This is a genomic window from Pseudomonas sp. HC1(2025), assembly GCF_058742075.1.
This window is the reverse complement of record NZ_CP196017.1, coordinates 5,678,697-5,698,632: the sequence shown is the minus strand read 5'-3', so window position 1 is coordinate 5,698,632 and position 19,936 is coordinate 5,678,697. Positions and strand designations below refer to the sequence as shown.

20 protein-coding genes and 1 pseudogene are annotated in these 19,936 nt (G+C 61.8%); 10 read left to right on the top strand and 11 right to left on the bottom strand.

From position 1 onward, the window contains the following. Positions 1 to 114: 114 nt before the first annotated feature. Both rph and ACSSVH_RS25745 read left to right on the top strand, forming a co-directional pair. On the top strand, positions 115 to 837 hold the full coding sequence (gene rph, locus ACSSVH_RS25750) for a ribonuclease PH (protein WP_057961002.1): 723 nt from the start codon (positions 115 to 117) through the stop codon (positions 835 to 837). Between the two features lie 23 nt (positions 838 to 860). Further along, positions 861 to 1,229, top strand: coding sequence for a DUF4870 domain-containing protein (locus ACSSVH_RS25745; protein WP_169955413.1), 369 nt, complete (start codon positions 861 to 863; stop codon positions 1,227 to 1,229). Between the two features lie 58 nt (positions 1,230 to 1,287). On the opposite strand, the gene crc is transcribed toward ACSSVH_RS25745, so the two are convergent. Next, a complete protein-coding gene (gene crc / locus ACSSVH_RS25740; RefSeq protein ID WP_029289816.1) occupies positions 1,288 to 2,067 on the bottom strand; it encodes a catabolite repression control protein Crc in 780 nt (259 codons plus the stop codon). Between the two features lie 82 nt (positions 2,068 to 2,149). Here crc and pyrE point away from each other — a divergent pair, with 82 nt between their 5' ends. Further along, positions 2,150 to 2,794: an orotate phosphoribosyltransferase gene (gene pyrE / locus ACSSVH_RS25735; RefSeq protein ID WP_169955412.1), complete on the top strand. Its 645-nt coding sequence runs from the start codon at positions 2,150 to 2,152 to the stop codon at positions 2,792 to 2,794. Positions 2,795 to 2,990: 196 nt separating this feature from the next. Here pyrE and argB read toward each other — a convergent pair whose 3' ends face one another. The 4 genes and pseudogenes from argB to coaBC form a co-directional block, all read right to left on the bottom strand. After that, positions 2,991 to 3,896 (bottom strand): acetylglutamate kinase, encoded by a 906-nt coding sequence (gene argB / locus ACSSVH_RS25730; protein ID WP_076963434.1) that lies wholly within the window; start codon positions 3,894 to 3,896, stop codon positions 2,991 to 2,993. A 21-nt stretch (positions 3,897 to 3,917) separates the two neighbouring features. After that, a pseudogene (locus ACSSVH_RS25725) lies at positions 3,918 to 5,321 on the bottom strand (phosphomannomutase/phosphoglucomutase); the annotation flags it as partial. A gap of 150 nt (positions 5,322 to 5,471) precedes the next feature. Then, the gene (gene dut / locus ACSSVH_RS25720; protein WP_169955410.1) at positions 5,472 to 5,927 is read right to left on the bottom strand and encodes a dUTP diphosphatase; all 456 of its coding nucleotides are present in this window, start codon (positions 5,925 to 5,927) and stop codon (positions 5,472 to 5,474) included. A 5-nt stretch (positions 5,928 to 5,932) separates the two neighbouring features. Then, positions 5,933 to 7,141, bottom strand: a complete 1,209-nt coding sequence (coaBC, locus tag ACSSVH_RS25715) for a bifunctional phosphopantothenoylcysteine decarboxylase/phosphopantothenate--cysteine ligase CoaBC (RefSeq protein ID WP_029289805.1) — start codon at positions 7,139 to 7,141, stop codon at positions 5,933 to 5,935. 132 nt (positions 7,142 to 7,273) lie between these two features. Here coaBC and radC point away from each other — a divergent pair, with 132 nt between their 5' ends. After that, the gene (gene radC, locus ACSSVH_RS25710) at positions 7,274 to 7,948 is read left to right on the top strand and encodes a RadC family protein (protein WP_169955409.1); all 675 of its coding nucleotides are present in this window, start codon (positions 7,274 to 7,276) and stop codon (positions 7,946 to 7,948) included. Between the two features lie 47 nt (positions 7,949 to 7,995). Here the strand turns inward: radC and ACSSVH_RS25705 are convergent, their stop codons facing one another. After that, positions 7,996 to 9,588, bottom strand: a complete 1,593-nt coding sequence (locus tag ACSSVH_RS25705) for an ABC transporter substrate-binding protein (protein ID WP_170042067.1) — start codon at positions 9,586 to 9,588, stop codon at positions 7,996 to 7,998. Between the two features lie 458 nt (positions 9,589 to 10,046). On the opposite strand from ACSSVH_RS25705, the gene rpmB reads away from it, so the two are divergent. Both rpmB and rpmG read left to right on the top strand, forming a co-directional pair. Then, positions 10,047 to 10,280 carry a 50S ribosomal protein L28 gene (rpmB, locus tag ACSSVH_RS25700; RefSeq protein WP_007920377.1) on the top strand — a complete coding sequence of 78 codons (234 nt, stop codon included), beginning with the start codon at positions 10,047 to 10,049 and terminating at the stop codon, positions 10,278 to 10,280. 11 nt (positions 10,281 to 10,291) lie between these two features. Beyond that, positions 10,292 to 10,447 carry a 50S ribosomal protein L33 gene (gene rpmG, locus ACSSVH_RS25695; protein WP_003176906.1) on the top strand — a complete coding sequence of 52 codons (156 nt, stop codon included), beginning with the start codon at positions 10,292 to 10,294 and terminating at the stop codon, positions 10,445 to 10,447. 80 nt (positions 10,448 to 10,527) lie between these two features. Here the strand turns inward: rpmG and ACSSVH_RS25690 are convergent, their stop codons facing one another. After that, the gene (locus ACSSVH_RS25690; RefSeq protein ID WP_169955407.1) at positions 10,528 to 10,890 is read right to left on the bottom strand and encodes a cupin domain-containing protein; all 363 of its coding nucleotides are present in this window, start codon (positions 10,888 to 10,890) and stop codon (positions 10,528 to 10,530) included. 227 nt (positions 10,891 to 11,117) lie between these two features. Between ACSSVH_RS25690 and ACSSVH_RS25685 the strand changes: the two genes are divergently transcribed. Both ACSSVH_RS25685 and ACSSVH_RS25680 read left to right on the top strand, forming a co-directional pair. Further along, positions 11,118 to 12,611: an aldehyde dehydrogenase gene (locus tag ACSSVH_RS25685; protein WP_057440504.1), complete on the top strand. Its 1,494-nt coding sequence runs from the start codon at positions 11,118 to 11,120 to the stop codon at positions 12,609 to 12,611. A gap of 166 nt (positions 12,612 to 12,777) precedes the next feature. Next, positions 12,778 to 13,920: an MFS transporter gene (locus ACSSVH_RS25680; RefSeq protein ID WP_169955406.1), complete on the top strand. Its 1,143-nt coding sequence runs from the start codon at positions 12,778 to 12,780 to the stop codon at positions 13,918 to 13,920. Between the two features lie 82 nt (positions 13,921 to 14,002). Here ACSSVH_RS25680 and ACSSVH_RS25675 read toward each other — a convergent pair whose 3' ends face one another. Together ACSSVH_RS25675 and ACSSVH_RS25670 are read right to left on the bottom strand one after the other, a co-directional pair. Further along, the gene (locus ACSSVH_RS25675) at positions 14,003 to 15,568 is read right to left on the bottom strand and encodes a phospholipase D family protein (RefSeq protein ID WP_169955405.1); all 1,566 of its coding nucleotides are present in this window, start codon (positions 15,566 to 15,568) and stop codon (positions 14,003 to 14,005) included. A gap of 62 nt (positions 15,569 to 15,630) precedes the next feature. Beyond that, positions 15,631 to 17,064: an aminotransferase-like domain-containing protein gene (locus ACSSVH_RS25670; protein WP_169955404.1), complete on the bottom strand. Its 1,434-nt coding sequence runs from the start codon at positions 17,062 to 17,064 to the stop codon at positions 15,631 to 15,633. 165 nt (positions 17,065 to 17,229) lie between these two features. Between ACSSVH_RS25670 and ACSSVH_RS25665 the strand changes: the two genes are divergently transcribed. After that, a complete protein-coding gene (locus ACSSVH_RS25665; RefSeq protein ID WP_492633885.1) occupies positions 17,230 to 17,463 on the top strand; it encodes a DUF1127 domain-containing protein in 234 nt (77 codons plus the stop codon). Position 17,464: 1 nt separating this feature from the next. On the opposite strand, the gene ACSSVH_RS25660 is transcribed toward ACSSVH_RS25665, so the two are convergent. Further along, the gene (locus ACSSVH_RS25660; RefSeq protein WP_170057535.1) at positions 17,465 to 18,757 is read right to left on the bottom strand and encodes an NAD(P)/FAD-dependent oxidoreductase; all 1,293 of its coding nucleotides are present in this window, start codon (positions 18,755 to 18,757) and stop codon (positions 17,465 to 17,467) included. Between the two features lie 115 nt (positions 18,758 to 18,872). Here ACSSVH_RS25660 and ACSSVH_RS25655 point away from each other — a divergent pair, with 115 nt between their 5' ends. After that, on the top strand, positions 18,873 to 19,226 hold the full coding sequence (locus tag ACSSVH_RS25655; RefSeq protein ID WP_169955401.1) for a YkgJ family cysteine cluster protein: 354 nt from the start codon (positions 18,873 to 18,875) through the stop codon (positions 19,224 to 19,226). 105 nt (positions 19,227 to 19,331) lie between these two features. On the opposite strand, the gene ACSSVH_RS25650 is transcribed toward ACSSVH_RS25655, so the two are convergent. Beyond that, complete coding sequence (locus ACSSVH_RS25650) at positions 19,332 to 19,820, bottom strand: Lrp/AsnC ligand binding domain-containing protein (RefSeq protein WP_003206849.1); 489 nt, start codon at positions 19,818 to 19,820, stop codon at positions 19,332 to 19,334. Positions 19,821 to 19,936: the final 116 nt, after the last annotated feature.

Sequence of the window (19,936 nt, the reverse complement as noted above, 5' to 3'; positions counted from 1 at the left end):
GACAAAGGGTGGCAGGGCTTGTCCATTCGTTACCGAATTTATTAGCAGTGCCGAGAAGCGGCCTGCGGCTCTATAATGCTCGGCAGTTTTTCGTCCTTAGTACAGGTATCCCCTATGAAACGTCCAAGTGGTCGCGCTGCCGATCAGCTCCGCTCGATCCGCATCACCCGCAACTACACCAAACACGCCGAGGGATCTGTACTGGTCGAGTTTGGCGATACCAAGGTCATCTGCACCGTCAGCGTCGAGAACGGCGTGCCGCGTTTTCTCAAGGGCCAGGGCCAGGGTTGGTTGACTGCAGAGTACGGCATGTTGCCGCGCGCCACCGGCGAGCGTAACCAGCGTGAAGCCAGTCGTGGCAAGCAGGGTGGTCGTACCCTGGAAATCCAGCGCCTGATCGGCCGCTCCCTGCGCGCTGCGCTGGACATGTCCAAACTGGGCGACGTGACCCTATATGTCGACTGCGACGTGATCCAGGCCGACGGCGGCACCCGCACCGCGTCCATCACTGGCGCCATGGTCGCCCTGGTCGATGCGCTGAAAGTGATCAAGAAACGCGGTGGCCTGAAAGGTGGCGACCCGCTCAAGCAGATGATTGCCGCTGTGTCGGTGGGCATGTACCAGGGCGAGCCGGTACTGGACCTGGATTACCTGGAGGACTCGGCTGCCGAGACCGACCTGAACGTGGTCATGACCAGCACCGGTGGCTTCATCGAGGTGCAGGGCACCGCCGAAGGTGCGCCATTCCAACCGGCCGACCTGAACGCCATGCTGGCCTTGGCCCAGAAAGGCATGAGCGAAATCTTCGAACTGCAGAACGCCGCACTGGCTGACTGAAACCAGCCTCAAGGAGCAACGCCATGAGTGACAACCAGCTTCCCGTGTCGGCCCAGAACAAAGAAGTGCGTCAGTGGGCGATGCTCTGTCACTTCGCGGCGTTCCTCGGCCTGGTGTTCCCCTTTGGCAGTGTGTTGGGGCCGTTGATCCTGTGGCAGGTGAAGAAGGACATGGACCCGCTGATCGATGACCAGGGCAAGGAAGCGCTGAACTTCCAGCTGACCGTGGCCATCGCCTGGCTGGTCTGCTTTGTCCTGGGGTTCGTGGTGATCGGCTTCCTGTTGATGGTGGTGCTGGTAATTGCCGCGCTGGTGTTGACCATCATCGGCGGGGTCAAGGCGAACAAAGGCATTGCCTACCGTTACCCGCTCACCTGGCGATTGATCAAATAATCATCGCCCACAAAAAAACCGACAGCGATGTCGGTTTTTTTGTGCCTGGATATTGACCTCAGATGGTCAAGGTCCAGTCGTAGTCCACGATCAACGGCGCATGTTGCGAGAAGCGCGGTTGACGCGGCAGACGTGCGCTGCGCACAAACCGGCGCAGGCCGGGGGTCAGCAACTGGTAGTCGAAACGCCAGCCCAGGTTAAGCATCTCGGCCTGTTCGTTGTCCGGCCACCAGCTGTACTGGTCGCCTTCGCGGCTGACTTCACGCAGGGCATCTACATAACCCATGTTGCCGACAATCTCGTCCATCCAGGCCCGTTCCGGCGCCAGGAAACCCGGGGATTGCTGGCTGTCGCGCCAGTTCTTGATATCCAGCTTCTGTTGCGCCACGTACAACGAGCCACAATAAATGTACTCGCGACGTTTGCGTCGCTGTTTATCCAGATAACGGGCGAAATCGTCCATTAGCTTGAACTTCTGGTTCAAGTCTTCATCGCCGTTCATCCCCGAAGGGAGCAGCAAGGTAGCAATACTGACTTTGTCGAAATCGGCTTGCAGGTAGCGCCCGTAGCGATCGGCTGTCTCGAAGCCGAGGCCGCTGATGACCGCCTTGGGTTGCAACCGTGAATACAGAGCCACGCCACCTTGGGCAGGGACTTCGGCATCACAGGCATAAAGGAAGTAGCCATCCAGTTGGAAGGCTGGGTCGTCCAGTTCAAAGGCGGAGGCGCGGGTGTCCTGCAGGCAGATGACGTCGGCATTCTGGGCTTGCAGCCAACTGAGCAAACCACGCTCGACTGCAGCCTGAATACCATTAACGTTCACACTGATGATCCGCATAAATGGCCCCAAAAATCGCGTGCGTGTATGATACACGCCGTCTACCTATTTAGCTAAATCCGTGGTATCTGAGGCTTTTTTCATGCAGGCGTATCAACGCGATTTCATTCGTTTTGCCATCGATCGCGGGGTTTTGCGCTTCGGTGAGTTCACCCTCAAGTCCGGGCGCACCAGCCCATATTTCTTCAATGCCGGCCTGTTCAACTCGGGTTCTGCCCTGGCGCAACTGGGGCGTTTCTACGCCGCCGCCATTGTTGAAAGCGGTATTTCCTTCGATGTGCTGTTTGGCCCTGCCTACAAAGGCATTCCGTTGGCCGCCGCGACCGCAGTGGCCCTGGCCGAACATCACGACCGGGATCTGCCATGGTGTTTCAATCGCAAGGAAGCCAAGGCCCACGGCGAAGGCGGCAGCCTGGTCGGCGCACCGCTGGCCGGTGATGTGCTGATCATCGACGATGTGATCACCGCCGGCACCGCGATTCGTGAAGTGATGCAGATCATTGCATCCCAGGACGGCGCCAAGGCCGCCGGCGTGCTGATCGCACTGAACCGCCAGGAGCGCGGCAACGGTGAGTTATCGGCGATCCAGGAAGTAGAGCGTGATTTTGGCATTCCAGTGGTCAGCATCGTGTCGCTGAACCAGGTATTGCAGTTCCTCGAAGACGACCCGCAGCTCAAGCAGCACCTGCCGGCAGTGCGTGCGTACCGCGAGCAGTTTGGCGTCTGACCCCTTGTAGCTGATGAGCTTGTGTAGGAGCGAGCTTGCTCGCGATGGCGATCTGTCAGTCAACATCAGTGTTGAATGGACTACCGCTATCGCGGGCAAGCCCGCTCCTACAGGGGATCTCCACAATGCTGCAGGTCGATGCACATAAAAAATCCCCCGTTCAACCAGGTTGAACGGGGGATTTTTGTTTCAGCGGTCAGGGACGCTTGCGATTGCTGATCAGCGTGCCCATGCCCGTATCAGTGAAGATCTCCAGCAGCACCGCATTGGGCACCCGGCCGTCGATGATCAGCGAGCTGCCGACACCACCTTGCACGGCTTCCAGTGCGCAGCGGATCTTCGGCAGCATGCCGCCGTAGATAGTGCCGTCGGCGATCAGGTCGTCGACTTGCTGGGTGGTCAGGCCGGTCAGGACCTTGCCTTCCTTGTCCATCAGGCCGGCGATGTTGGTCAGCAGCATCAGCTTCTCGGCCTTCAGGGCCTCGGCCACCTTGCCGGCTACCAGGTCAGCGTTGATGTTGTAGGACTCGCCATTGGCCCCCACGCCAATCGGCGCGATCACCGGGATGAAGTCGCCCTTGACCAGCAGGTTGAGCAAATCGGTGTTGATGCCGATCACTTCGCCCACCTGGCCGATGTCGATGATTTCCGGCTGGGTCATCTCCGGGGTCTTGCGGGTCACGGTGAGTTTCTTCGCGCGGATCAACTCGGCGTCCTTGCCGGTCAGGCCAATGGCGCTGCCGCCGTGACGGTTGATCAGGTTGACGATGTCTTTGTTCACCTGGCCGCCCAGGACCATCTCCACCACATCCATGGTCTGCGCATCGGTGACGCGCATGCCGTCGATGAAATGACTCTCGATGGACAGGCGCTTGAGCAGGTCGCCGATCTGCGGGCCGCCGCCGTGTACCACCACCGGGTTGATCCCGACGGCTTTCATCAACACGATGTCGCGGGCAAAGCCGGTTTTCAGCTCGTCGCTTTCCATGGCATTGCCGCCGTACTTGATCACCAGCGTCTTGCCGACGTAGCGTCGAATGTAAGGCAGCGCTTCGGAAAGGACCTTGGCGGTATTGGCGGCAGCGTCGCGTTCGAGGGTCATTCAGGGCTCCGGGGCAAATAATCAGAACGGTAGTTGGAGATCAGGGGCAACACGTTTCAACTGGGCGTGGAACACGTCCTTGATGCGCTGCAACTCGGCCTCGGTATCCGCCTCGAAACGCAGGACCAGCACCGGAGTGGTGTTGGACGCGCGAACCAGGCCCCAGCCTTCGGCATAATCGACTCGCACACCATCAATGGTGGTCAGGTTGGCGCCTTCACCCCATTGCGCATCGTGCAATGCGTCAATGATGCTGAATTTGCTCTCTTCGGTCACATGGATATTGATTTCCGGCGTAGAAATGTCGTTCGGGAAGGTCTCGAACAAGTCTTCAGCGCTGGATTTCTCCTTGCTGAGGATCTCCAGCAGGCGGGCGGCGCTGTAGATGCCGTCGTCAAAACCGAACCAGCGTTCCTTGAAGAACACGTGGCCGCTCATTTCGCCGGCCAGCAGGGCACCGGTTTCTTTCATTTTCTTTTTGATCAACGAATGACCGGTCTTCCACATCAGTGGGCGGCCGCCATATTCCTTGATCAACGGCGTCAGGCGCCGGGTGCACTTGACGTCGAAGATGATCTCGGCGCCTGGGTTGCGTGCAACCACGTCGCGGGCGAACAGCATCAGCAGGCGGTCGGGGAACACGATGCTGCCGGTGTTGGTCACCACGCCCACGCGGTCGCCGTCGCCATCGAAGGCCAGGCCGACATCGGCGCCCACTTCTGCGACCTTGGCGATCAGGTCCACCAGGTTTTCAGGCTTGCCAGGGTCGGGGTGATGGTTGGGGAAGTTGCCGTCGACGTCGCAGAACAGCGGGATCACTTCGCAGTTCAGGGCTTCGAGCAGTTGCGGGGCGATCACGCCGGCTGCGCCGTTGCCGCAGTCCACCACGACTTTCAGGCGGCGCTGGAGCTTGACGTCCCGGGTGATTTCGTCCGAATAGCGCTGGAGGATATCGACTTGGGTGATGCTGCCCTGGCCGCTGGTCAGGTCATTGGTCTTGAGGCGAGTGTGCAGGGCCTGGATCTGCTCGTTGGCCAGGGTGTCGCCGGCAATCACGATCTTGAAGCCGTTGTAGTCCGATGGGTTGTGGCTGCCGGTGAGCATCACGCCGGATTTGCCGGCCAGCACGTTGGCGGCGTAGTACAGCGCCGGCGTTGGCACCAGGCCTACGTCACTGACATGGCAGCCGCTGTCGGCCAGGCCCTGGATCAGGCGCTCCACCAACTCGGGGCCGGACAGGCGACCGTCACGCCCCACCGAGACGTTGGGCTCGCCCTGGGCCAGGCTTTGGGAGCCGATGGCGCGGCCGATCCAGTAGGCGGTTTCGGCGGTCAGGGTTTTCGGGACGACGCCACGGATGTCGTAGGCGCGGAAAATGCTGTCGGGAAACGTCGGTGCGACTGGGGCTGCGTTGCTCATCACTGGGAAACTCCATCGATACGGGGCGGACAGGCCTGAGTGCGGCGACCGGCAGGCTCAAACTGAAGGGTAAGACGGCGTTTTAGCCCTAGAGTTCGTAGTGCGAAAGTGCCACTGGGGCATACCGGACGCTGCGCCCGGCATGCCTGAGCGTAGTCAGTGGCTGCCGGAATGCCCGAAACCGCCTGCGCCGCGCTGGGTTTCGTCGAACTCGGTCACCAGCTCGAAATGCGCCTGCACCACCGGTACCAGCACCAGTTGGGCGATACGCTCGCCGACGGCGATGTTGAAGGCGGTCTGGCCACGGTTCCAGCACGAGACCATCAGCTCACCTTGGTAGTCGGAGTCGATCAGGCCCACCAGGTTACCCAGCACGATCCCGTGTTTGTGGCCAAGGCCCGAGCGCGGCAGGATCAACGCAGCCAGGCCAGGGTCGCCGACGTAGATCGACAGGCCGGTAGGGATCAGCAGGGTCTGGCCCGGCTCAAGGACGGTGTCTTGCTTGAGCATGGCGCGCAGGTCCAGGCCGGCGGAGCCGGGTGTGGCGTAGGCCGGCAGTGGGAAGTCGGTGCCGATGCGGGGGTCGAGGATCTTGGCTTGCAAAGCGTGCATGGAAATTAAACCTGGTTCAGCCGTTGGGCGATAAAAGAGATCAGTTGGCGGGCAATCTTGCCCTTGCTGGTCTGGGCGAAAAGGGTGGCGTGCAGCTCGCGGTCAATCACGCTGCAGGCGTTTTCCTCGCTGTTGAAGCCGATGCTGGGGTTGGCGACATCATTGGCAACGATCAGGTCGAGGTTTTTGTCTTTCAGTTTACGTGCGGCGTAGTCCAGCAGGTTTTCGGTCTCGGCGGCGAAACCGACGCTGAACGGACGATCGGCGCGGGTGGCAATGGTGGCCAGAATGTCCGGGTTGCGGACCATTTGCAGGAGCAGGCCATCGCCGCTTGTAGGGTCTTTCTTGAGTTTTTGCGGCGCAACCACTTCCGGGCGGTAGTCTGCGACCGCTGCCGAAGCGATAAACACATCACAGGGAATCGCCGCCTCACAGGCCGCGAGCATGTCGCGGGCGCTGACGACGTCGATGCGGGTGACCCGGTCCGGGGTTGGCAGATGCACCGGGCCGGTGATCAGGGTCACGCGCGCGCCTGCCTCAACCGCCGCCTCAGCCAGGGCAAAGCCCATTTTCCCTGAGCTATGGTTGGTGATGTAGCGCACCGGGTCGATGTTTTCCTGGGTCGGGCCGGCGGTAATCAACACGTGCTTGCCGGTCAGGGCCAGGTGCTGGAAACACTCGGCGGCGCACAGCGCCAGGTCCGTGGCTTCGAGCATGCGGCCCAGGCCGACGTCACCACAGGCCTGGCTGCCGGAGGCCGGGCCAAAAACCTTGAGGCCACGGCTTTGCAGCAATTGGGTGTTGGCCTGGGTGGCCGGGTCGCGCCACATGGCCTGGTTCATCGCCGGGGCGATGGCGACGGTGGCGTCGGTGGCCAGTACCAGCGTGGTCAGCAGGTCGTCGGCAATACCTTGGGCGAGGCGCGCGATGAGGTCGGCGGTGGCGGGTGCGATCAGCACCAGGTCGGCCCATTTGGCCAGTTCGATATGGCCCATGGCGGCTTCGGCAGCCGGGTCCAGCAGGTCCAGGTGTACCGGGTGGCCGGACAGTGCCTGCATGGTCAGTGGGGTAATGAACTCACTGCCGCCACGGGTCATGACCACGCGCACTTCGGCGCCCTGGTCCAGGAGCCTGCGAACCAACTCTGCGCTCTTGTAGGCGGCAATGCCGCCGCCGACGCCGAGAACGATGCGTTTCCGATACAGACGCTGCATTGGTTTGCCTTTCCAGTTCAGTGATGGCGTTGCGATCCCCCCTCCCCAGGGTGAAATCGCGCGCAAAAAAGAGCGGCTAAGATAACACAGCGTCCGCCATGCAACAGCGGCGCACATGCACACGGAGGTGCCATGAGTATTCGCAATTGGCCTGCGGCGGAGCGTCCGCGGGAGAAGCTTTTGGAGTTGGGCGCGCAGAGCCTCTCGGATGCCGAGTTGCTGGCGATTTTCCTGCGTACCGGTGTCTCGGGTAAAAGCGCGGTGGACCTGGCGCGCCACCTGTTGGGGCAGTTTGGCAGCCTGCGTACGCTGCTGGAGGCGCGCCAGGCCGTATTCATCCAGCACCTGGGCCTGGGGCCGGCCAAGTTCGCCCAGTTGCAGGCGGTACTGGAAATGGGGCGGCGCCATCTGGCCGAGCATGTGCGTAACGAGTCGGTTCTGGAAAGCCCGGTAGCCGTGCGTGATTACCTCAAGGCCCTGCTGCGCCACCAGCCCCACGAGATATTTGGCTGCCTGTTTCTCGACTCCAGGCATCGGGTGCTGGGTTTCGAGGCGCTGTTCCAGGGCACCATCGACAACGCCACGGTCTACCCGCGACAAGTGGTCAAGCGCGCCCTGGACTACAACGCGGCGGCCTTGATCCTGTGCCACAACCATCCCTCCGGGAATGCCGAGCCGAGCGTTGCTGATCGAAAATTGACCAAAGTGCTGCAAAAGGCCCTGGATCTGGTGGATGTGCGGGTACTGGACCACATCATTGTCGGCGACGGTGACCCGCTGTCGATGGCTGAATATGGCTGGCTGTAACGCAACCTCTTGTAGGAGCTGGCCTGCCGGCTCCTACAGAGGCCGGGTCAGGGTTTTACGCTGACCTTGGAGAAGTCCTGGCGCCCAAACGGGCTGACCTGATACCCCTCGATACTCTTGCGTGTCAGGGCAAAGGCCGTCGGGTGGGCCAGTGGCAACCACAGTGCCTGCTGCTGGATCTGCGCCTGCGCCTGTTGGTACAGCTTGCTGCGCACGCCTTGCTCGTTGGTGGTCTTGCCGGCACTGATCAGCTTATCCAGCGCGGGGTCGCAGTAGCGGGCGAAGTTGGTGCCGGATTTGACCGCTGCGCAGGAAAACTGCGGGGTCAGGAAGTTATCCGGGTCGCCGTTGTCGCCGGCCCAGCCCATAAACAGCAGGTCGTGCTCGCCCGCCTTGGCGCGGCGGATCAGTTCGCCCCATTCGATCACGCGGATCTCGGCCTGGATGCCGACCTTGGCCAGGTCCGCCTGCAACAACTGGGCGCCCAGGCTTGGGTTGGGGTTGAGCAGGCTGCCCGAGGGCCGGGTCCAGATGGTGGTCTTGAAGCCGTCACTCAAGCCGGCACGGGCCAGCAGGGCCTTGGCCTTGGCGATGTCCTGTGGATAACCCGGCAATTCCTTGGCAAAACCCCAGGTGTTGGGCGGGTAGGGGCCGGTGGCGGCTTCGGCGGTGCCTTCAAACACGGCCTTGAGGTAGCTGGCCTTGTCGAAGGCCAGGTTGATCGCCTGGCGCACTTCTGGCTTGTCCAGCGGAGGGTGCTGGCTGTTGATGGCCACAAAGGCGGTCATGAAGGCTGCGGTCTTTTCCACCTTGAGCGCCGCATCCTTTTGCGCCTCGCCGATATCCAGGGGCTTGGGTGACAAGGCGATCTGGCACTCATCCCGGCGCAGTTTCTGCAGGCGCACGTTGGCGTCCGGGGTGATCGCAAAGATCAAGTTATCCACAGCCGGTTTGCCGGCAAAGTAATCCGGGTTGGCCTTGTAGCGAATGGCCGCATCTTTCTGGAAACGCCCGAAAACGAAGGGCCCGGTGCCGATGGGTTGGCTATTGAGCTTCTCCGGGGTGCCGGCCTTGAGCAGCTTGTCGGCGTATTCGGCCGGGTAGATCGAGGCAAAGCCCATGCTCAGCGCGGCGAGGAACGTGGAGTCGGCGTGATTCAGGGTAAAACGCACGGTCAGCGGGTCGAGGGCGTCGATCTTCTTGATCAGCGCCGGCAGTTGTAGCGACTGGGCGTGAGGGAAGCCGCTCTGGGCAATCTGGTGCCAGGGGTTGGCCGGGTCGAGCATGCGCTCGAAGCTGAAGCGTACGTCTTCGGCGGTGAGGCTGCGGCTTGGGTTGAAATACGCGGTACGGTGAAATTTCACGTCCGGATGCAATTTAAAGGTGTAGGTCAGGCCGTCTGGCGAGACTTCCCAGCTGTCGGCCAGGCTCGGCACCAGCTTGCCGCTTGCAGCGTCGAAGTCCACCAGGCGGTTCATCAACACATCCGCCGAGGCGTTGGTGGTGGTCAGGGAGTTGTACTGCACCACATCGAACCCTTCGGGGCTGGCCTCGGTGCAGACGCTCAACGTGGAGGCCGCCTGGGCCAACGGGGCGAGGAAGAGCGGGGCGAGCAGGAGTGGCAGGGCAGCGAGGCGCATGGTCGGTTTCCTTTGCAGATCGGAGGCCCATCTGCGAGTGCAGTCTGGAAAAGGCCTACCGTAGTGGCCTGATTCACAAATGACTAGCCCATTTTTGCCTGTGCATTTACAGCAAATACTGTTTTGATGGCGCCTCAGGTCATTTTGTCCGGGGCCTTGGCCTACAAGCAGCGGCGATAAAACATTTGGTGCGACGAGCGGTTCGCCAGCACGGCGGCCCACCCTGGCAGCGCTTGAGAGCTGTTCGGGCGAGATTTACAGCGGGAAAAACACACCGGCTGTTGTTGCACTGGGGTCTTTCTGGTATAAAGCAGCGCTCTTTTCTAGGGGCCCGGTTCCTTCACTGTAGGTGTAGCCGGTAAGACCCTTAAAGAAACGCGGCGCCTGGCGCCAAATGACTGAGAGATTAAGCGGCCAACCCATGCCGGGTTGGGCATGTGGTTTTAGAGGGCTGAGGCATGTCGAGAGTCTGTCAAGTTACCGGTAAGGGTCCGGTGACTGGGAATAACATTTCCCACGCAAACAACAAAACCCGTCGTCGTTTCCTGCCAAACCTGCAGCATCACCGCTTCTGGGTTGAAGAAGAGAAACGTTTTGTCCGTCTGCGCGTATCTGCCAAAGGCATGCGTATCATCGACAAGCGTGGCATCACTGTCGTGCTCGCTGAACTGCGCCGCGACGGCAAAATCTAAGGAGCTAAATCATGCGTGAATTGATTCGAATGATCTCTAGCGCCGGTACTGGTCACTTCTACACTACCGACAAGAACAAGCGTACTACCCCGGACAAGCTCGAAAAGAAAATGTTCGACCCGCGCGTTCGCAAGCACGTGATCTACAAAGAAGGCAAAATCAAGTAATTGGTTTTCTTTCTTGTGAAAAAAACCCGTATCTCACGATGCGGGTTTTTTTTGCCTTTTGAAAAGTCGCGCTCGACCGATCAGGCCTTTTCTTCGAACACCACGTAGATCTTGCGGCACGGCTCCAGCACTTCCCAGGTGCCACTGAACCCGGCCGGGATCACGAAGCGGTCACCGGCGCGCAAGGTCTTGGCGTTGCCTTCGGCATCGCGTAGCACCGAAACCCCCTGCACGATCTCGCAGTACTCGTGTTCGGTGTAGTTCACCTTCCATTGCCCGACTTCACCTTCCCAGACCCCGGCGTTCATCTGGCCGCACGGGCTGTTGTAGTGGTTGTAGAGCGTCTGCTCGGGGTCGCCCTTGAGGATTTTTTCTGTGGCGGGGCGGTAGCGTTCGGCGGCGGTGTTCGCCTGGCTGAAATCGACGACATCCTGAATGTTCATGCACGTATCCCGTCTAGGCCTGGGGTTGGAGAGCCAAAGTCTATGTTTATTAAAATGAACATCGCAAGGGCGTTTGCCGCGGTTATGTCAAATATATTGAAACATCCCTTGCGGCTGGTTTAGGGTGGCGGGTGCCTCGGACCGAATAGCTGGCTGGCCGGGCAAGCATTTGGAAGGGAGCGGTTATAACGCCGGGCCCTTATATTTAATAAGAGGAGGACACTCGCATGACCACCCTGACCCGTGCCGACTGGGAACAACGCGCCAAGGACCTGAAGATCGAAGGCCGCGCCTACATCAATGGCGAATACACCGCCGCGGTTTCCGGCGACACGTTCGAATGCCTCAGCCCGGTCGATGGCCGCCTGCTGACCACGGTTGCCAGCTGTGACGTCGCCGACGCCCAGCGCGCCGTGGAAAACGCCCGCGCCACCTTCAACTCCGGTGCCTGGTCACGCCTGGCCCCGGCCAAGCGCAAAGCCACCATGATCCGTTTCGCCGCGCTGCTCAAGGCCAATGCCGAAGAGCTGGCCCTGCTCGAAACCCTGGACATGGGCAAGCCCATCGGCGACTCCCTGGGCATCGACATCCCTGGCGCGGCGCAAGCCCTGAGCTGGAGCGGCGAGGCCATCGACAAGATTTACGATGAAGTGGCCGCCACCCCCCATGACCAACTGGGCCTGGTGACCCGCGAGCCCGTCGGCGTAGTGGCGGCCATCGTGCCGTGGAACTTCCCGCTGATGATGGCCTGCTGGAAGCTGGGGCCGGCGCTGTCCACCGGTAACTCGGTCGTGCTCAAGCCGTCGGAAAAATCCCCGCTGACTGCCATCCGCATCGCCGCCCTGGCCGTTGAAGCCGGTATCCCCAAAGGCGTGCTCAACGTGCTGCCGGGTTATGGCCACACTGTCGGCAAGGCCCTGGCGCTGCATATGGACGTCGACACTTTGGTGTTCACCGGTTCGACCAAGATCGCCAAGCAACTGATGATCTACTCCGGCGAATCGAACATGAAACGCGTCTGGCTGGAAGCCGGCGGCAAGAGCCCGAACATCGTGTTTGCCGATGCCCCGGACCTGCAAGCCGCCGCCGAATCCGCTGCGGGCGCCATCGCCTTCAACCAGGGCGAAGTCTGCACGGCCGGCTCGCGCCTGCTGGTGGAGCGTTCGATCAAGGACAAATTCCTGCCAATGGTGATCGAGGCCCTCAAGGGCTGGAAGCCGGGCAACCCGCTGGACCCGGCGACTAATGTCGGTGCGCTGGTGGATACCCAACAGATGAACACCGTGCTGTCGTACATCGAGGCCGGGCACGCCGATGGCGCCAAGCTGGTGGCCGGTGGCAAGCGCACCCTGCAGGAGACCGGTGGTACTTATGTCGAGCCGACGATTTTCGACGGCGTGACCAACGCCATGAAAATTGCCCAGGAAGAGATCTTTGGCCCGGTGCTGTCGGTGCTGACTTTCGACAGTGCTGAAGAAGCGGTGGCGATTGCCAACGACACGCCTTATGGCCTGGCCGCTGCAGTCTGGACTTCGGATATCTCCAAGGCGCACCTGACCGCCAAGGCCCTGCGCGCCGGTAGCGTGTGGGTCAACCAGTACGATGGCGGCGACATGACTGCGCCGTTTGGTGGGTTCAAGCAGTCGGGCAACGGTCGCGACAAGTCGCTGCACGCGTTCGACAAGTACACCGAGCTGAAGGCGACCTGGATCAAGCTGTAAGTCCGGACTCCGGGCCCAAGCTGCAGTAGACCCAAATGTGGGAGCGGGCTTGCCCGCGATAGCGGTATATCAGTCACTCATGAGTTGGCTGGTACTCCCTCATCGCGGGCCAGCCCGCTCCCACAGTATTTTGCGTGATCTGGAAATAACCCACAGGAGCGTGGCAATGCGTTGGGCGACTTACTTCGCCGTCCTGGCGTCGGTACTCAGCGTCGGCCTCGCCCTGGGCGTGAGCATGCCGTTGGTGTCCCTGCGCCTGGAAAGCTGGGGCTATGGCAACTTTGCCATCGGCATCATGGCGGCCATGCCGGCATTCGGTGTGTTGTTGGGCGCCAAGGTGTCCAGTCGCCTGGCCTCCTGGTTGGGCACGGCGAACCTGATGCGCCTGTGCCTGTGGGCCGGGGCGATTTCCATCGGTTTACTGGCGGTACTGCCCAGCTATCCGGTGTGGCTGGTGCTGCGGTTGATGATCGGGGTGATCCTGACCATCGTGTTTATCCTCGGCGAGAGCTGGATCAACCAGTTGGTGGTGGAGCAGTGGCGTGGCCGGCTGGTGGCGCTGTATGGCTGTACCTACGCCTTGAGCCAGCTGTCGGGGCCGTTGTTGCTCGGTGTGCTGGGCACCGAGCATGACTATGGTTTCTGGGTTGGTGTCGGCCTGTTGATCGTTGCGCCGGTCCTGCTCCTGGGGCGCAGCGGGGCGCCGACGGCAGAAGCCTTCAGCGTGACCTTTGGCGACTTGTGGGGTTTTTGCCGTGGCTTGCCGGCGATTGCCTGGGCGGTGGCGCTGTTTGCCGCGTTCGAAGCGATGATTCTGACGCTATTACCGGTGTATTGCCTGCAACAGGGCTTTACCGCCGAGGTGGCGCTGGCGATGGTCAGCACCGTGGTCGTCGGCGATGCCCTGCTGCAATTGCCGATTGGCGCCCTGGCCGATTACCTGCCAAGGCGCACCCTGTTTCTGGGCTGCGCGGTGCTGTTGCTGCTGTCGAGCCTGGCGATTGCGCCGTTGCTCGATACCTGGCTGATCTGGCCGATCTGGGTGCTGTTCGGTGCCAGCGCCGGGGGCTTGTTTACCTTGTCGTTAATCCTGATCGGCGAACGCTACCGTGATGATGCGCTGGTGCGGGCCAATGCCCATATCGCGCAGTTGTGGGGCATTGGTTGCCTGATCGGCCCACTGGTAGCGGGGGCTGGCAGCCAGTGGATCAGCGGGCATGCGTTGCCGTTGTTGATGGCGGCGGGGGCCTTGGGGCTGGTGATTCTGTTGTTGCGCCAAGGAGCGTTTGGCGTTGAGCAGCCAGCCTAGGTAAACCTGTAGGGGCCGGCTTGCCGGCGATAGCAACTTAGCTGACCCGCCGCTATCGCCGGCAAGCCGGCTCCTACAGGGGTTAGAGCATGCGCTCCAGGCCCACGGTGGTAGCGAACCAGGCATTGAGCCGGCGCCACCAGCTACCCGGCTCACGGGTCAGGGTGTGCAACTGGCCGTTATCTTCCGTCACCCAGACCACCTGGCCCTCCTGCAGTTTCGCCTCATAACTCAAGGCGGGCGCCATCCCTTGCAGGGCCAGGTTGCGCACGTGTTCGGCCAGCTCAGGACTGTCCACCAGCACCCCGACCTCGGTGTTCCACAGCACCGAGCGCGGATCGAAATTGAATGAGCCGATAAACGACTTCTGCCGATCAAAGATCATCGCCTTGCTGTGCAGGCTGGAGTCCGAGCCATGCAGCGCGCGGCTACCCAGCAGGTGCGGGCCACTGCCGCCGCCGTCGCCCGGTTGGCGGCGCAGTTCGTACAACTTCACCCCGTGTTCCAGCAGCGCCTTGCGATAGGGCGCATAGCCGCCATGCACCGCCGGCACGTCGGTGGCTTCCAGGGCGTTGGTCAGCAGGCGTACGTCCACACCCGCGTCTGCGCGGCCGGTGAGGTACACCAGGCCCGGCTGACCGGGGACGAAGTAGGCCGAAATCATCATCAGTTCACTGTGCACGCCTTCCAGCTCTGGCCCCAGTTGAGTGGTGAGCAGCAGTTGCGGGTCGGGATCGGCCTTGGCCAGGACCTTGCTCGGTGCATCCCACAGTGCCTGGTTCCAGGCCCAGATCAGCTCTCGGCGCCAGATGTCCATGCGGGGCTGGGTCTGGTAGGTGCGCAGACGGTTGTACAGGGCATGGTTTTGCTGGCGCGACTCGGCCAGGGACTTCTCCAGGAGCCCGCGCGCGGTGGCCAGGTCGCGGGAGGAGGGGGCGCTGGAGATAAAGTCGGCGATGGGTTTGCTCAGTGCACTGTTCCAGTACTGGTCAAAGCTGTGGCCCAGTTGTTCGGCCACAGGCCCGACGCTGAGCATGTCGATATCGGTGAAGTTCAGGTTGGGCTCGGCATCGAAATACTCATCCCCCAGGTTGCGCCCGCCGACTATCGCCATGCTGTTGTCCGCCAGCCACAGCTTGTTGTGCATGCGCCGGTGTTGCAGCGATAGGTTGAACAGCCGGCCCATGGCCCGCGTCACGCCGGTACTGCGCCCCAGGTGCAAGGGGTTGAACAGGCGAATCTGGATCTGCGGGTGCGCGGCCAGGGTGGCGATGATCTGGTCCAGGCCGTCGCTGGTGGTGTCGTCCAGGAGGATGCGCACCCGCACGCCACGGTCGGCCGCGGTGAGCAACTCGTCCACCAGCATGCGCGTGCTGATGCCGTCATGGACGATGTAGTACTGCAGGTCGAGGCTGGTCTGGGCATTGCGGATCAGTTCGGCGCGGGCCATGAACGCTTCGCTGCTGTTGGGCAGCAGGCGGAACCCGGAGCGGCCCTGATAGGGCGCGGCCTGGGCCTGGATCGAGCGGCCGAAGGCGGACTGCGTGGCCGGCAGCGCTTCGCTGGGTACGCGGGGTACGTTGAGGGTGGCGCAACCGCCCAGGCCCAGGAACCCCAGCAAAAGAAGCGCTAACAGCCGTTGGCTCATCAAGGAGGCAGGTTCCGAATCAGGGCGGTGGTGGGCATATGACGGTGATTGCTGGCAAAAGGTCAGTCCACCCGCTGTTCGGCTTCGGCGAGCATCTTGATCGCCGTGGCCCCGACCTTGCGCACCGCCTCTTCAATCTGGGGTGTTGGCTTGGCAGCGTAGTTCATCCGCAGGCAGTTCCGGTATTTGCCCGAGGCAGAAAAGATGCTGCCCACGGCAATCTGTACGCCTTGCTCGACCAGGGCGCGGTTGAGCCTGAGGGTGTCGAAGCCCTCGGGCAGTTCCACCCACAGCATAAAGCTGCCCTGGGGCCGGCTGGCGCGGGTGCCGGCGGGGAAATAGCGGCTGACCCAATCGAGCATCAGGTCGCGATTGCGCTGGTATTGGCTGCGCATCCGCCGTAAATGCGGCTCGAAGTGCCCGTTCTTGAGGAACTCGGCAATGGCGATCTGCGGTTGGGTGGCGGTGGAGCCGGTGCTGATGTACTTCATGTGCAGCACCCGCTCCAGATAGCGGCCAGGGGCTACCCAGCCGATCCGCAGGCCGGGGGCCAGGGTTTTGGAGAAGGAACTGCAGAGTAGGACGCGGCCATCTTCGTCGAAGGATTTGATGGTGCGTGGTCGCGGGTAGCTGTAGGCCAGTTCGCCATACACATCGTCTTCGATGATCGCCACGTCAAAGCGCTGGGCCAGGGTCAGCAGCGCCCGTTTGCGGGCCTCGGGCATGATGTAGCCCAGGGGGTTGTTGCAGTTGGGGGTCAACTGGATGACTTTGATCGGCCATTGTTCCAGGGCCAGTTCCAGGGCTTCGAGGCTGATGCCGGTGAGCGGGTCGGTGGGGATTTCCAGGGCTTTCATGCCCAGGCCCTTGAGGGTCTGCATGGCGCCATGAAAGCTTGGCGAGTCGACGGCGACGATATCGCCAGGCTCGCAAATCGCACGGATGCTGGAGGACAGCGCCTCATGGCAGCCGGTGGTGATCACGATGTCCTGGGCGTCGAGCTGGCAGCCGGAATCCAATGACAGACGGGCGATTTGCTCGCGCAGTTCCATACAGCCGTAGATATTGTCGTAGTACAGGCCTGGCAGGTCCTGGCGCCGGCTCACCCGGGCCAGGCTGCGCAGCAGCGGCTTGATGGTTGGCGACAGTACATCCGGCATGCCTCGGCCCATCTGTATGACATCTTTGCGCGGTACCGCGCGGACCAGTTCCAGCACCTGGTCCCACTGGGAAATCTCCACCGGGCGCTGGGCCGGCCGACCTACGGCGGGCAACGCCGGCAGCTCGCGCCCGACAGGCACGAAGTAGCCGGATTTTGGCTTGGGCGTTGCCAGGCCGTTGTCTTCCAGCAGCCGGTAAGCCTGCTGGACGGTGCTCAGGCTGACGCCATGTTCTACGCTCAGGGCGCGCACCGAGGGCAGGCGGTCGCCGGGGCGATAGAAGCCCTGTTCGATGCGCGTGCCCAGCAGTTCGGCGAGGTTGACGTAAAGCGTCATGGCGGTTGCTCCCGAGGACCAGTACAGATGCCTGGAAAATACAGGATTCAGCGTGTGCTGTGGAGTATCTGTATGGATTTAATATAGGTTGGTTGAATCTGTAATGGTTTTGCTGCGGTGCTCATTCTAGTCACTCATGGCAATAGGCAAATGAGGGGCAAGACAATGAGTGGCTTGAGCGACGTGCGGCTGGCATTACACAGTCAGGAACTGGAAGCAGGGCAGGAACGTGCGCTGGCCGGGCTGGCGCCTGGCAATCCGAGCCGTTGGGAACTGTTCTGGCGCCGGCGCCACACGCGCAAGGCCTTGCTGGAGTTGAGTCGGGAGCAGCTGCGCGACATCGGCCTGAGTGCCGAGCAGGCGCGCCAGGAAGGCTTGAAGCCGTTCTGGCGCGGCTGAGTCAGAGCAGTTCTTTCAAGCGGTGCCAGAGCATGCCCAGGGCCAGCAGCGGTGAGCGCAAGTGCTTGCCGCCAGGGAAGGTGATGTGTGGCACCTGGGCAAACAGATCGAAGCGCCCACTGTGCTGGCCGCTGATGGCTTCGGCCAACAGTTTGCCGGCCAGGTGGGTGGCGTTCAGGCCATGGCCGGCGTAGGCCTGGGCAAAGTACACATTGGGCTGGTCGGCCAGCCGGCCAATCTGCGGCAGGCGGTTGGCGCCGATGCCGATCATGCCGCCCCATTGATAGTCGATCTTCGCCTCGGCCAATTGCGGGAAGACCTTGAGCATCTTCGGCCGCATATAGGCGCCGATGTCCTGGGGATCGCGTCCGGAGTAGTGGCAAGCACCGCCGAACAGCAGGCGCCGGTCGGCCGACAAGCGGAAGTAGTCCACCGTGACCCGCTGATCACACACCGCCATGTTTTGCGGCAGTAACTCGGCGGCCTGGGTTGGGCTCAAGGGTTGGGTGGCAATGATGTAGCTGCCAGCGGGCAGCACCTTGCCGCTCAGGTGCGGGTTGAGGCCATTGAGATAGGCATTGCAGCCTAGCACCAGGGTCTTGGCGCGCACGCTGCCCTGGGCGGTGTGGACTTTGACTTCCGGGCCGTAGTCGATGCGCAGGGCTTCGGACTGCTCGAACAGCCTGACCCCCAGTTGCTGCGCGGCGGCGGCTTCACCGAGGGCCAGGTTCAGCGGGTGCAGGTGGCCGGAGCCCATGTCGATCATGCCGCCCACGTAACGGTCGGAGCCGATCACGCTGCGCATCTCCCCGGCTTGCAGCAGGCGCAGTTCATGGCGATAACCAAGCCCGTGCAGTTCTTCGGCATCGGCGGCCAGGCCTTGCAGGTCGCGGGGCTTGTTGGCCAGGTCGCAATAGCCCCAGGCCAGGTCGCAATCGATCTGGAAGCGCTCGACCCGCTGGCGCACGATTTCCACGGCTTCCAGGCCCATCAGCTTCATCTGCCGCACACCTTCGGTGCCGACTACATTGGCAAACTGATCCAGGCCGTGACCGACGCCACGAATCAACTGCCCGCCGTTACGCCCGCTGGCGCCCCAGGCGATCTTGCGCGCCTCCAGCAGCACCACGCTAAAGCCGCGCTCGGCCAGCTCCAGCGCGGTGTTCAGCCCGGAAAACCCGCCGCCCACCACGCACACATCGGCGACGACTTCGCCTGCCAGCACCGGGTAATCGGGCTGCGGCAGGCTGCTGGCGGCGTAGTAGGAAGCGGTGTGCCGGGCGCTGGCGGTCATGGGGAGCATCCGTGTTTGGAAAATTTGACGCAGGATACAGCGGTCGGGTGAAGCTGTCTCACTCGGGGCTTTTAGGGCAAAATCCACGCCTATTCGCCGTTCGGTATGGGTTTCGATGAGTTGCAACAGCCAGAAAGTCAACGCGCTGCGCCGGCAGATTCCCTCGTTCGAGTGTGTGCCGGGTTGCCATGATTGCTGTGGGCCGGTGACTACATCCACCGAGGAAATGTCGCGCCTGCCGCGCAAGACGGCGGCCGAGCAGGAAGCGGCCATGGATGAGCTCAATTGCGTACACCTGGGCCCCGACGGCTGCACGGTGTACGACGAACGCCCGCTGATCTGCCGGCTGTTTGGCACTACCCCCAGCCTGCCATGCCCCAATAACCGTGGGCCGGTGGAGTTGATTCACCCGCGGGTGGAGAAGCAGATCCACGAGTATATGGCGACCACCCGGCAGGTCCTGGTCTGACTGCTCCCCTTGTAGGAGCCGGCTTGCCGGCGATGGCGTCATTCAATTGAATGCATGACTCCAGGGCCTCATCGCCGGCAAGCCGGCTCCTACACGGTAGGGGCGTCAATCCGGGATCGGCAGGTTCAGGCTTTCCTTCACCTCTTCCATCACGATATAGCTCTTGGATTCGCGCACATGGGGCAGCTTGAGCAGGATGTCGCCCAGCAGTTTGCGGTACGAAGCCATCTCGGAGATCCGCGCCTTCACCAGATAGTCGAAATCCCCTGAGACCAGGTGACACTCCAGCACATGGGGCAGTTTCAGCACGGCACGTCGGAATTCTTCGAAGGTATCGCCGGATTTGTAGTCGAGGCTGATCTCGACAAACACCAGCAGGCTACCCTTCAAGTGCTGCGGATTGAGGCGGGCGTTGTAGCCCATGATGATCCCCTCGCGCTCCAGGCGCCGGACCCGTTCGGTGCAAGGCGTGGTCGACAGCCCGACCTTCTCCCCCAGCTCGGTAAACGAAATCCGCCCGTCGGCCTGCAGGATGCGCAGGATGTTGCGGTCGATCTTGTCCAGCTCCCGCTTGGTCTGGGTATTGGTCCGCATAGGGGATGCTCCTCCGTGAAAAGGGTTTTTGCCGAGAATTGTCGCCAAATATAGGCACTTATATAGTGAAATGCACTGGCCATTGCTTTTTATACTGCCCACATCTTTGTGCTGAA